This window comes from Planotetraspora kaengkrachanensis, assembly GCF_016862895.1.
In the GTDB taxonomy this organism is placed as follows: domain Bacteria; phylum Actinomycetota; class Actinomycetes; order Streptosporangiales; family Streptosporangiaceae; genus Planotetraspora; species Planotetraspora kaengkrachanensis.
The window spans coordinates 41582-53883 of the sequence record NZ_BONV01000003.1 but is presented as its reverse complement, the minus strand read 5'-3'; the positions used below and the strand labels follow the sequence as shown (position 1 = coordinate 53883).

Genomic DNA, 12302 nt, shown 5'->3' with positions numbered 1-12302 from the left:
CGCCGGGCGGTTCCCACTGAGCGGGAAAACGGGCACCGGCGCAGAGCCCCGGCTGGAACCTTTGAGATTCGCAGGGCCGATCGCGGGAGGACTGGATGCTGGAGGCGGCGCAGCGCGCGTCCGCGGCCGGACGGCTGTGGGCGGCGGAGCGGGACCGGGTGCCGATCGAGCCGCTGACCGACGCCTACCCGGGCATCGACGTGGTGGACGCCTACGAGATCCAGCTCAGCAACATCCGGCGCCGCCTCGCCCAGGGCGCCCGGGTGTACGGGCACAAGGTGGGGCTGTCGTCCCCGGTGATGCAGCGGATGATGGGCGTCGACGAGCCCGACTACGGTCACCTGCTCGACACGATGGTGTTGTCGGAGGACGTCCCCGTCGAGGCGGGCCGGTACTGCCACCCGCGGATCGAGGTCGAGATCGGGTACGTCCTCGGGTCGAGCCTCCCCGGGGAGGGATGCACGGAAGCCGACGTCCTCGCCGCGACCGAGTACGTCGTGCCGAGCATCGAGCTGATCGACAGCCGGATCAAGGACTGGCGCATCGGGCTGGCGGACACCGTCGCCGACAACGCGTCCTCGGCCGGCGTGCTGCTCGGCGCCGCCAGGGTCAGCCCGGCCGACCTGGACCCCGCCGACGTCGAGGCCGTGCTCTACCAGGACGGCACGGAGATCACGCGGGGCAACACCAGCGCCGTCCTCGGCGATCCCACCATCGCCGTGGCCTGGCTGGCCAGGAAGGTCGCCGCCTTCGGGGTGCGTCTCGAGGCGGGGCACGTCATCCTTCCCGGCTCGTGCACCAGGGCCGTCGACGTGCGCCCCGGCGACGTCTTCGTGGCCGAGTTCGCCGGGCTCGGGTCCGTGAGCGCCCGATTCGAATGAGAGTGAGACAGCAGTGACCAAGGCGACCGCCGCGATCGTCGGCTCGGGCAACATCGGGACCGACCTGATGTACAAGCTGCTCCGTTCCGAGCTGATCGAGCCGCGCTGGATGATCGGCGTCGAGGCGGACAGCCCCGGGCTGAAACGGGCGGACTCCGCCGGCCTCGTCGCCTCCGCCGAGGGCGTCGAGTGGCTGCTGGCCCGGCGGGAGCTGCCCGACATCGTCTTCGAGGCGACCTCGGCCCACGTGCACAGGGAGAACGCGCCCAGGTACGAGGCGCTCGGCATCAGGGCCGTGGACCTGACGCCCGCGGCCATCGGGCCCGCCGTGGTGCCCGCCGTGAACCTCGGCGCCCACCTCGACGCGCCCAACGTCAGCCTGATCACCTGCGGCGGGCAGGCGACGATCCCCGTCGTCCACGCCGTCTCCCGGGTCGCCGAGGTGTCCTACGCAGAGATCGTCGCCAGCGTCGCCTCCCCGTCGGCGGGCCCGGGCACCCGGGCCAACATCGACGAGTTCACCCGCGCCACCGGTCGTGGCATCGAGACGATCGGGGGAGCGGGGAGGGGCAAGGCGATCATCATCCTCAACCCGGCCGAGCCGCCGATGATCATGCAGGACACGGTCTTCTGCGCGATCCCCGCCGCCGCCGACAGGGACGCGATCTCCGCCTCGATCGACGACGTCGTCGCGGCCGTCGCGTCCTACGTGCCCGGCTACCGGTTGCGCGCGGAGCCGCAGTTCGACGACCCCACCCCGGTGAGCGGCGGGCTCGCCAGGGTCGCGGTGTTCCTCGAGGTCGAGGGCGCGGGGGACTTCCTGCCGCCCTACTCCGGCAACCTCGACATCATGACCGCGGCCGCCACCAGGGTCGGCGAGGGCTTCGCGCGGACCTAGTCACCAGGGACTCCCAGCCACAAGGAGATCGACCGCATGCCCTACAGCGCCGACCTGGACATCAGGGTCACCGACTCGTCGCTGCGCGACGGCTCCCACGCCAAACAGCACCAGTTCACCGCGGAGCACGTCCGGTCCGTCGTCGCCGCGCTCGACGACGCGGGCGTTTCGGTGATCGAGGTGACGCACGGCGACGGGCTCGGCGGCTCGTCGTTCAACTACGGCTTCAGCCTCACGCCCGAGCAGGAGCTCATCAAGGCCGCCGTGGCGACCGCCAGGCAGGCGAAGATCGCCTTCCTCATGCTGCCCGGCCTCGGAATCCAGGACGACATCCGGGAGGCCGCCGACAACGGCGCGAGCATCTGCAGGATCGCCACGCACTGCACCGAGGCCGACATCGCGGTGCAGCATTTCGGCCTGGCCAGGGAACTGGGCCTGGAGACGGTCGGGTTCCTCATGATGGCGCACAGCCGGACGCCCGAGGTGCTCGCCAGGCAGGCCCGGATCATGGCGGACGCCGGCTGCCAGTGCGTGTACGTCGTCGACTCGGCGGGCGCCCTGATCATGGAACAGACCTCCGACCGGGTTGCCGCGCTCGTGGCGGAACTCGGCGCCGACGCCCAGGTCGGCTTCCACGGTCACGAGAACCTCGGCCTCGGCGTCGCCAACTCGATCCTCGCGGTGCGGGCGGGCGCGCTCCAGATCGACGGCTCGGCCCGCCGGTTCGGCGCCGGGGCGGGCAACACGCCGGTCGAGGCGTTCACCGCCGTCGCCGAGAGGCTCGGCATCCGGACCGGCATCGACACGATCAAGATCATGGACGCCGCCGAGGACGTCGTCCGTCCGATCATGGACGGCGAGTGCCTGCTCGACCGGATGGCGCTCACCATGGGCTACACGGGGGTGTACTCCAGTTTCCTCAAGCACGCCGACCGCCAGGCGAAGAAGTACGGCGTGCCCGGCGCGGAGATCCTGCTCGAGGCCGGGCGGCGCAAGCTCGTCGGCGGCCAGGAAGACCAGCTCATCGAGATCGCAGTCGCCCTCGCGGCGAAGAAGTGAGAGAAGCCATGGGCAACCCGGTACTCGAGGCGATCACCCGGCGGGCCGAGGAGATCAGCGCGCTCGGCTCCGTGAACGAGACCCTGTGCAGGCTGGACGACCAGGCCGCCAAAGTGCTCCGCGAAGCCGGAGTCATTCGGATGCTCCAGCCGCGGATCCACGGCGGTTTCGAGTTCCACCCGTGCGAGTTCGCCGAGACCGTCATGAAGATCGCCAGTCTGGACGGCTCCACCGGCTGGGTGGCCGGGGTCGTCGGCGTGCACCCCTGGGAGATGGCCTACGCCGATCCCCGGGTCCAGCGGGAGATCTGGGGCGAGAACCAGGACACCTGGATCGCCTCGCCGTACGCGCCCATGGGCGTCGCCCGGCCGGTCGACGGGGGCTACGTCTTCAACGGGCGCTGGCAGTTCTCCTCCGGCACCGACCACTGCGACTGGATCTTCCTCGGCGGCATGCTCGGCGACGCGGAGGGCAACGTCGCCAAACCGCCGGAGTCGCTGCACCTGATCCTCCCGCGGTCCGACTACGAGATCGTCGAGGACTCGTGGAACGTGGTCGGCCTGCGCGGCACCGGCAGCAAGGACGTCGTCGTCAGGGACGCGTTCGTCCCCGACTACCGGGTCATCCCGTTCTCGAAGGTCGTGGACGGCAGCGCGGCCAGGGAGGCGGGGCTGACCAACCCGACCTACCACCTGCCGTTCTCCGTCGCGTTTCCCCTCGGGATCACCGCGTCCGTGATCGGCATGGCCGAGGGCGCCCTCGCGCACCACCTGGCCTACCAGAAGGGCCGGGTGCAGATCACCGGCACCAAGATCAAGGACGATCCGTACGTGCTCTACGCCATCAGCGAGGCCGCTGCTGACATCGCGGCCGCGCGGTCGGCGCTGCTCGACAACGCCTCGCGGATGTACGACCTCGTCGCGGCGGGCCGCGAGGTCACCTTCGACGAGCGGGCGGTGAGCAGGCGCACCCAGGTGCAGGCGGCCTGGCGGGCGGTCCGCGCGGTCGACGAGATCGTCAACCGGTCCGGCGGGAACGCCATGCGCGTGGACAACCCGATCCAGCGTTTCTGGCGTGACGCGCACGTGGGCCTGACGCACGCCATCCACGTGCCGGGTGCGGTCTTCCACGTCTCGGCGCTGACGCAGCTCGGCATCGAGCCGCCCCAGGGGCCGATGCGTTCGATGATCTGAAGCCGGGGGCGTTCATGCCGATCATCTGGTGGGGGTGAATACGACTAAACTCCCAACGGTCAACATTGTTGCCCGTTAGGTGAGCGGCTTTGAACATCCCTCCACAGCCAGGTGCCGAGTGGCGGTTCAACCCCCCGCCAGGCTGGCCGGTTCCCCCCAGGGACTGGATCCCCACTCCGAACTGGGCCGGGCCCGGCCCAGGCTGGCCGGAGCCCCCGGCGAACTGGGAATGGTGGGTTCGTGATCTGACGGCTCTGCGGGGCGCCGGGGACACCATGGCGTTCGGTCCTGGGCCGAGCGCCTTCGATCAGCGTCCGGCGGGCCCGGCCCCGATGGGCCCGCCGATGGGTCGGCCTCCGATGGGCCAGCCGCCCATGGGCCAGCATCCGATGGGTCCCGGTCCAGGGGCCCCGGGAGCGTTCGGTCACGATGGCTTCCCCGCCCAGGGCGGTCCGGATGGGTTCGGCCCTGCCTACCCCGGCCCTGCTTACCCCGGGTCTGCTTACCCCGGCCCCGCCTACGCCGGTCCCGATTCGTTCGGTCCCGATTCGCTCGGTCCGGCCGGGGCCGAGGCCGGACCGCCGGATGCGGCTCCCGAACCCCTGTGGAAGACGCTCGCCGCCATCGGTGTCGCCGCCGTGGTCGGCGTCGGGGTCGCCTTCGTGATCTACGGATTTCAGGGTGACAAGGCCGGCGGCACCGGTGCGACCGCCAGCGCGTCCCCCTCCGCTCCGAAGAGCAGCGGCATGCACGGGCAGGCCGCGGCGATCGACAAGGTCCTCGACGGGAGCAAGCCCAGCCGGGGCAAGCTCCAGCAGGGGCTCAGCCAGATGCTCCACTGCACGAAGACCGGCCAGGCGATCGCGGCGATCCAGCAGGCCACCAACCAGCGGGCCGCGCAGGTCCAGCAGGCGAAGAAGCTGAAAGTCGGCTTGATCGAGGGAGGCGACGAGCTGAAGCAGCATCTCGTGAACGCGCTCGTGGCCTCGCAGCAGGCCGACGCGGCCTACCTGAAGTGGGCGAAGAAGTACCAGGCCAACAACTGCACAGGGCCGACGGCGGGAGACGCCTACTACGACGCGGGGAACGCGGCGTCCGAGAGGGCCACCAAGGCCAAGTCGGCGTTCGTCGAACTGTGGGGTCCGATCGCGGAGCAGGAGGGGCTGCCCGCTCGCACCCGCGGCTCGATCTGAGCCTGGGGCGGCCGGGAGGCCGCCCCAACCCACCGTCGCCGGGGACTCTCACTCAGCGGGAGCCTCCAGGCAGCCGGGCGGCCTGTCTGTCACTTTTGGGTGGACGAAAGCCCGGGAGATTGGTGGACAGGTGACGCAGATCCGAGGACTGGGCTATCTCAAGGTCCAGACGCGTGACATCGGTCGCTGGCGTGAGCTCGTGATCGACGGGCTCGGCTTCGCGGAGGGCTCCGGACCCGAGCCGGACGGCCTCTACCTCCGGATGGACGAACGGCAGGCGCGGCTCATCGTGCTCCCCGGGGACGCCGACCGGGTGCTCGCCGTCGGGTGGGAGGTCCGCGACCAGTTCGCCCTCGCCGCGGTCGGCCGCGCCGTCGAGGCGCACGGGACGCCGGTCAAGGTGCTCTCCGAGCAGGAGGCCATCGACCGCGGGGCCGAGCAGGTGATCGCGTTCACCGACCCCGCCGGCATCCCGGTCGAGGTCTACTTCGGCCCCGTCCTCGACCACAGCCCCGTGGTCACGGGCAGGGGGCAGCGGTTCGTGACCGGCCCGCAGGGGATGGGCCACGTGGTGCTGCCCACCATCGCGATGGAGGAGACGGTCTCCTTCTACACCGAGGTGCTCGGGTTCCTGCCGCGCGGAGCGATGAAGGTGGGCCGGCGGAAGCCGCCGTTCCGGCGGATGCGCTTCATGGGGATCAACCAGCGGCACCACAGCCTCGCGATCTGCCCGGCGGCCCACAACGGCGACCCCGGCCTGGTGCACCTCATGGTCGAGGTCGACAGCCTGGACGCGGTCGGCAGGGCGCTCGACAGGGTGAGCGAGCTGGGCTTCTCCATCTCCTCGACCCTGGGCCGGCACACCAACGACAAGATGGTCTCCTTCTACGTCCGCGCGCCGGGCGGCTGGGACCTCGAGTACGGCACCGGCGGCATGCTCGTCGACGAGACGTACTACACGGCCGAGGAGATCACCGCCGACAGCTACTGGGGTCACGACTGGTCGGGCTCCGAGCCGCTGGCCGCGTTCGTGCCCAGGTCCTGATCGTGAACGCCGTGCCGCCGGTCGAGCCCGTGCCCCTGGGCTCGATCAGCGCCTTCGACCATGAATGCGACGTGCTCGTCGTCGGCTTCGGATGCGCCGGCGCGGCCGCCGCCTACGAGGCCGCGAGGGCGGGCGCCGACGTGCTCGTGCTGGAGCGCGCGGGCGGCCCAGGCGGATCCTCGGCGCAGTCGGGGGGAGAGCTCTACCTCGGTGGCGGCACGGCGGTGCAGCGCGCGTGCGGATTCGACGATGATCCGGACAACATGTTCGCCTACCTCACGGCCGCGCTCGGTCCGCACGCCGACGAGGAGAAGCTGCGGCTGTACTGCGACGAGAGCGTCGAGCACTTCGAATGGTTCCGTGGCCTGGGGCTCACGTTCAACGCGACCCTGCACGAGGACCCGACCTGGATGCCCCTGACGGCCGACGGCCTGATGTGGCTGGGTGAGAACGCCTGGCCGTACAACACGATCGCCAGGCCCGTCCCGCGCGGTCACCGGCCGGCGACCGAGGCCTTCGGCGGCTGGCTGATCATGGAGAAGCTGGCCGAGGCGGCGCAGTCGGCGGGCGCCGTCTGCCGTACCGACACCCGCGCGACCAATCTGGTCGTGGACGACGACGGCCGGGTCGCCGGCGTCGTGGCCCGCAGGTACGGCACGACGCTGGCCTGCCGTGCACGCAAAGCGGTGATCCTCACGACCGGGGGATTCGTCGACAACGAGGAGATGCTGGCCGACCACGCCCCGGTGCTGCTCGGCCACGGCAAGGTCAGCGACGGCCTGGACGACGGCGGCGGCATCCGGATGGCGACGGCGCTCGGCGCCGCGACCCGGCGCATGTCGGTCGTGGAGATCGCTCTGACGGCGCTGCCCGCGATCCTCGTGCGCGGCATGCTCGTCAACGCGCTCGGCCAGAGGTTCGTCAACGAGGACGTCTATCCGGGCCTGTTCAGCGTCGCCGCCGTACGGCACCAGCCGGGCCCCTACTGGGCGATCATCGACGAGGCGGGGTTCGACGAGATCCCCCCGGAGGACCTGTGGGGCGTGCGCCCGCGGTTCGTCGCGGAGACGGTCGCCGAGCTGGAGGAGTCGCTCGGCATGCCCGCGGGGGCGCTCGAGGCGACGCTCGCCGTGTACAACCGGCACGCGGAGCAGGGGAACGACCCCTACTTCCACAAGGACCCGAGGTGGCTGCGGCCGCTCAGACCGCCGCTCGCCGCCGTCGACCCGCAGGAGGGCTTCGCGCCCGGAGACGCCGAGGGCGCGGGCAAAGGCACCGGGGTCGCCGGATTCACTCTCGGCGGGCTGCACACCACCGTGGACGGCGCCGTGCTCAACCACTCGGGGCTGGCGATTCCCGGACTGTACGCCGCGGGCCGGGCGAGCGCAGGGATCCACGGCGAGGGCTACATCAGCGGGACCTCTCTCGGCGACGGCACCTTCTTCGGCCGCCGGGCGGGCCGCGCCGCCGCCGGCGAATGAGGAGCGCCGTGCCGGAAGGCGCGGCCTCAAGTGCGCCCCGACCCGCCGTGCCGAAGGCGCGGCCATGGACAGGGAGGGGCGCGGCCGTGGACTGGACTGAGGAGCGCCCGGAGCGAGGAACGAGTGAGGACGCGACGAGGGAAGCCGCGGCCTCAAGTGCGGCCCCGAGCCGCCGTGCCGAAGGCGCGGCCATAGACACGGAGGATGGATGAACCGTTTCGAGGACAGGAACGTCCTGCTGACCGGGGCGGGGTCGGGCATCGGCCGGGCCACGGCCCTGAGGCTGCTTTCTGAGGGGGCGACGGTATTCGCCGTGGACCGGGACGAGGCGGGTCTCGCCGAGACCGGGAAGCTCGCCGGCGACGACGGCCGGTTCCTCCCTCACGTGGCCGACCTGGCGGCGGAGGAGGGGGCGGTTTCGGCGTCGGCAGCGGCCGTCGCCGCGCTCGAGCGGGTCGACGTGCTGGTCAACGTGGCGGGGATCCTGCGGGTCACGCCGATGGACTCGTTGCGCCTCGACGACTACCGGGAGATCTTCGCGGTCAACGTGTTCGCGCCGGTCGTGCTCTGCCGCGAGGTGCTGCCGCACATCCCGGACCGCACGGGGGTCGTCGTGAACGTGACCTCGACGGCGGCGACGAAGGCCCACCCCTGGATGACCGGTTACGCGGCCTCCAAGGGCGCCCTGCTGTCGTTCTCGATCAGCCTGGCGGCGGAGTTGTCGGCGCGGCGGATCCGCGTCGTGCCCGTCTCGCCGGGCGGCGTCGCCACGCCGCTGACGGCGAACAGGCGGACGTACGCCGGCATCGACACCTCTTGGTACGCCCGCACCTACCCGTTGTGGGGCAAGCCGGGCCGTCCTGAGGACGTCGCCGGGACGATCGCCTTCGTGGCCTCGGCGGACGGCGCCTACCTCAACGGCGTCGAGGTCCGCGTCGACGGCGGCTCCCACAGCTGATCTCTGAGCTGATCCCCAGCTGATCGCGCGGGCGGCTCGCGGCCGCCCGCTCCGTCAGCCCTCCGGCGCTCCTTAGTCCTCCGGCATTCCGTCAGTCTCCGGAACCCCGTCAGTCCTCCGGCACGGGGACGGCCCCCTCGAGCGCCGCCCGGACGATCGACTCCCGCAGTGCCGTACAGCCCTGGAAGACGGCGCGGCCGTCACCGTTGACGGAGAGGGCGTCGCGCCGTTCGAGGCAGACGCCGAGGGACTGCGCGCTCCACTGGACGCTGGTCTGCTGCCAGCTCGCCTTGCGCACCTCGACTGCGGCGCCGCATCGCAGGCAGCACAGCGGCCGCATCGGCGCTCCGTCGGTCAGGCGGTCGTCGGCGCGGATCGTCATGCCTGTCGGCCCGCCGCGGCGGCCCTGCGCGCGAGGTTCGCCTCGACCTCCTGCTTCCACGCCTCGACCGGCCGGGTGGTGTCGAGCTCGAACTCGAAGCGCTCCACCATCTCCGGCCTGACGTCGGCCACGTCGACGTAGAACTGCTCGTACCAGCGGCGGAGCTGGTAGACCGGCCCGTCCTCCTCGCACAGCAGGGGGTTGTCGATGCGGGTCTTGTGCTTCCAGATCTCCACGTCCTGGTCGAAGCCCTTGAGGATGAACTCGCCCAGCTTGTGGGCCATGGCCTCGGCGGACTCCTGGGGGAGCTTGTCGCTGTGCTGCACGATGATGCCGGAGTGCAGCATGAACGAGTTCCCGTCGATCGGGTAGTGCGCGTTGATCAGCACGGACTTGAGGTCCATGTCGTCGTAGTGGTAGGTCAGGTCGTCGATCATGAAGGACGGCCCGTAGTAGGACGCCACCGAGGAGTTGCCGAGCATCCGCGGGCCCTTGCCGGGCGGGCGGGCGTCCGGGCGGCTGAGGCCGTTCATGATCTGCGTCGCCACGTGGCCTTCGAAGATGTTCTTGAAGTACGTGGGGAACGAGTAGTGCACGTAGAAGAAGTGCGCCATGTCCACCACGTTGTCCATGACCTCGCGGCAGTTCGTCTCGACCACGATCTCCTGCCAGACCCAGTCGGTCCAGTCGTCGCGGCCGGCCCCCTCGATGCGGGGGATCGCCACCTCCGGCTGGGGCGGGTTGCCCTCCGGGTCGTTCCAGACGAACAGCAGGCCGTCCTGCTCCATCGTGGTCCAGGAGGCGGTGCGGGCGCGCAGGGGGACGCGGCGGGCGTAAGGAATCTTCTTGCAGCGGCCGTCGCCGCCCCAGCGCCAGTCGTGGAAGGGACAGGCGAGCTCGTCGCCCTTGATCGTGCCCCTTGAGAGGTCGGCGCCCATGTGACGGCAGTAGGCGTCCAGCACGTTGAGGCTGCCGTCGCCGCTCTGGAAGACCACGAGCTTCTGCCCGAACGCGTTGACCGTGTGCGGCTTGCCGTCCTTGAACCGCCCGGACAGGCCGAGGCAGTGCCAGCCCCGGGCGAATCGCGTGGGCACCGCTTCCGCCTCGATGCTGCGGACACCGGTGGTCGAGGCTTCGACTGCAGTCACGTTGACCCATCCCTTCAGGACGCGCGTGCTCCCAGCATGCCAAGCGGGATCCGCGCGGCCCGCCGCCAGTCCCATTGGCCGGGATGGCCCTGACATGCGCGCATCGGGGCGACGCACCATCATGGACGGATACGCCCGGACGAAAGCGACGATGGAGATCGACACGATGAGCAACGAGGTCCTGGAGGCGGTTCGCACGCTGCTGCCCGTGATCACGGAGCGTGCCCGTGCCACGGACGAGGACCGGGGGGTGCCCGCGGAGACGATCCAGGCCCTGGTCGAGGCCGGGGTCTTCCGGATGCTGCAGCCCAAGCGGTACGGCGGCGCGGAGAGCGACCCGGTGTGGTTCTTCGAGGTCGTCAGGGAGATCTCCGGGGTCTGCGGGTCCACCGGGTGGGTCGCGAGCGTGCTCGGGGTGCATCCGTGGCATGTCGGCCTGTTCGACGAGGCGGCGCAGGACGAGGTCTGGGGCGAGGACCAGGACGCGCTCGTGGCCTCGTCGTACGCGCCCGTCGGGCGGCTGACCCCGGTCGAGGGCGGATACGAGCTCACCGGCCGGTGGCGGTTCTCCTCCGGTTGCGAGCACGCCTCGTGGGCGCTGGTCGGCGGCCTGGTCGTGGGCGCCCAGGGCAGGCCGGTGGACTTCATGACCGTGCTCGTCCCCCGGCCCGACTATGTGATCGAGGACGTGTGGGACGTCATCGGCCTGCGCGGCACGGCGAGCAACGACCTGATCGTGGAGCGGGCCTTCGTGCCTGAGCACCGCACGATGCGCAACTACGAGCAGGCCCAGCTCCGCGGCCCCGGCCAGAAGGTCAACTCCGGCCCGCTGTACCGCATGCCGTTCGGGAGCGTGTTCACGACCGCGATCACTGCTCCGGTGATCGGCATGGCGGCCGGCTGCTACCGGTCCTACGTCACGGCGATGCGCGACCGCGTACGGCTGAGCCTCGGCGGCGGGCGCTTCGCCGAGGACCAGTTCGCCCAGGTCGCCGTCGCCCGGGCCGCCTCGGAGATCGACGCGGCGGTCCTGCAGACGGACCGCAACGTCCGTGAGGTGTACGAGCACGCGGTCCGGGGCGAGCGGATCCCGATGGAGCTGCGCCTGCGTGTCCGCAGGGACCAGGTCCGCGCGACCGAGAGGGCGCTCGAGGCGATCGACATCCTCTTCAAGACCGCGGGGGGCAACTCGCTCCGGCGGGGCAACCCCATCGAGCGGGCCTGGCGGGACGCCCACGCGGGCAGCGTCCATGTGGCCAACGACGTCGAGCGGGCCCTCGCGATGTACGGGAGGGGCGAGTTCGGCCTGACCGTCGAGGACAACCTGGTCTGAGGGGGGAGGCGGGCGCAGTCCGGTCCCAGTCCGATCCCACTGACCGGTACGAACGGCTCGCGTCACCGCCGGTGGCGCTGTGTATGGTCGTTGCGACAGAACCGACCAGGGGGAGACCGTGCCGAGAATCGCCGAGGTCAGAGCGCCGGCGGAGCCCAGCTCCCCGGAGCAGCGGGCCCGGCATCTGCGCATCCTCCGGGCAGCCGCGCGGATCGGGGCGGACCGGGGCCTCGAGCGCATGCAGATGCACGAGGTGGCCAAGGCGGCGGGTGTCGCGATCGCGACGCTGTACCGCTACTTCCCCTCGAAGACGCATCTGTTCACGGCCGTGCTGGCCGAGCAGATCGACCGTTTCAACGAGGGCATCCGGCCTCCCGCGCCGGGCACGAGCCCGGAGGACGCGGTCGCCGACGTGCTGGTGCAGGCCAGCCGCCAGTTGTTGCGCAGGCCCAGGCTCGCCGTCGCGATGCTCCAGTCCGCCAACGCGGCCAACGCGGCCGCGGTGGCCGACGCCGGGCGGATCGACGGCACCTTCAGTCAGATCATCGTGCGGGCGCTCGGCATCGGCGAGCCCACCGCCCTCGACGTCACGCTGATCCGCCTGCTCATGCAGTGCTGGTACGGCGTGCTGCAGTCGAGCCTCAACGGCCGGATGTCGATCCCCGACACCGAGAGCGACATCAGGATCGCCTGCCGGCTGCTGCTCGCCCCGCGGTCGAACTCCGCCTGAC

13 protein-coding genes are annotated in these 12302 nt (G+C 71.0%); 11 read left to right on the top strand and 2 right to left on the bottom strand.

Annotated elements, in window-relative coordinates:
- The first annotated feature begins 95 nt into the window (after positions 1–95).
- From Pka01_RS04890 to Pka01_RS04855, 9 genes are all read left to right on the top strand, one after another.
- Positions 96–881: a 2-keto-4-pentenoate hydratase gene (locus tag Pka01_RS04890; protein ID WP_203881374.1), complete on the top strand. Its 786-nt coding sequence runs from the start codon at positions 96–98 to the stop codon at positions 879–881.
- A gap of 13 nt (positions 882–894) precedes the next feature.
- Positions 895–1779, top strand: coding sequence for an acetaldehyde dehydrogenase (acetylating) (locus Pka01_RS04885; protein ID WP_203881373.1), 885 nt, complete (start codon positions 895–897; stop codon positions 1777–1779).
- Positions 1780–1815: 36 nt separating this feature from the next.
- The gene (dmpG, locus tag Pka01_RS04880) at positions 1816–2838 is read left to right on the top strand and encodes a 4-hydroxy-2-oxovalerate aldolase (RefSeq protein WP_203881372.1); all 1023 of its coding nucleotides are present in this window, start codon (positions 1816–1818) and stop codon (positions 2836–2838) included.
- Between the two features lie 8 nt (positions 2839–2846).
- Positions 2847–4031, top strand: a complete 1185-nt coding sequence (locus tag Pka01_RS04875) for an acyl-CoA dehydrogenase family protein (RefSeq protein WP_203881371.1) — start codon at positions 2847–2849, stop codon at positions 4029–4031.
- Positions 4032–4149: 118 nt separating this feature from the next.
- On the top strand, positions 4150–4275 hold the full coding sequence (locus Pka01_RS41150; protein WP_275414428.1) for a hypothetical protein: 126 nt from the start codon (positions 4150–4152) through the stop codon (positions 4273–4275).
- A gap of 100 nt (positions 4276–4375) precedes the next feature.
- Complete coding sequence (locus tag Pka01_RS04870; protein ID WP_203881370.1) at positions 4376–5224, top strand: hypothetical protein; 849 nt, start codon at positions 4376–4378, stop codon at positions 5222–5224.
- Between the two features lie 130 nt (positions 5225–5354).
- A complete protein-coding gene (locus Pka01_RS04865) occupies positions 5355–6269 on the top strand; it encodes a VOC family protein (RefSeq protein WP_203881369.1) in 915 nt (304 codons plus the stop codon).
- Positions 6270–6271: 2 nt separating this feature from the next.
- Complete coding sequence (locus Pka01_RS04860; RefSeq protein ID WP_239114745.1) at positions 6272–7750, top strand: FAD-dependent oxidoreductase; 1479 nt, start codon at positions 6272–6274, stop codon at positions 7748–7750.
- A 208-nt stretch (positions 7751–7958) separates the two neighbouring features.
- Positions 7959–8708 carry an SDR family NAD(P)-dependent oxidoreductase gene (locus Pka01_RS04855; RefSeq protein WP_203881368.1) on the top strand — a complete coding sequence of 250 codons (750 nt, stop codon included), beginning with the start codon at positions 7959–7961 and terminating at the stop codon, positions 8706–8708.
- 109 nt (positions 8709–8817) lie between these two features.
- On the opposite strand, the gene Pka01_RS04850 is transcribed toward Pka01_RS04855, so the two are convergent.
- Both Pka01_RS04850 and Pka01_RS04845 read right to left on the bottom strand, forming a co-directional pair.
- Positions 8818–9090 carry a ferredoxin gene (locus tag Pka01_RS04850; protein ID WP_203881367.1) on the bottom strand — a complete coding sequence of 91 codons (273 nt, stop codon included), beginning with the start codon at positions 9088–9090 and terminating at the stop codon, positions 8818–8820.
- Complete coding sequence (locus Pka01_RS04845) at positions 9087–10238, bottom strand: 3-ketosteroid-9-alpha-monooxygenase, oxygenase component (RefSeq protein WP_239114744.1); 1152 nt, start codon at positions 10236–10238, stop codon at positions 9087–9089. Before Pka01_RS04845 ends, Pka01_RS04850 begins: the two co-directional genes overlap by 4 nt.
- 166 nt (positions 10239–10404) lie before the next feature.
- On the opposite strand from Pka01_RS04845, the gene hsaA reads away from it, so the two are divergent.
- Together hsaA and Pka01_RS04835 are read left to right on the top strand one after the other, a co-directional pair.
- Positions 10405–11571, top strand: a complete 1167-nt coding sequence (gene hsaA, locus Pka01_RS04840; RefSeq protein ID WP_203881366.1) for a 3-hydroxy-9,10-secoandrosta-1,3,5(10)-triene-9,17-dione monooxygenase oxygenase subunit — start codon at positions 10405–10407, stop codon at positions 11569–11571.
- Between the two features lie 118 nt (positions 11572–11689).
- Positions 11690–12301 carry a TetR/AcrR family transcriptional regulator gene (locus tag Pka01_RS04835; protein WP_203881365.1) on the top strand — a complete coding sequence of 204 codons (612 nt, stop codon included), beginning with the start codon at positions 11690–11692 and terminating at the stop codon, positions 12299–12301.
- Position 12302 lies beyond the last annotated feature (1 nt).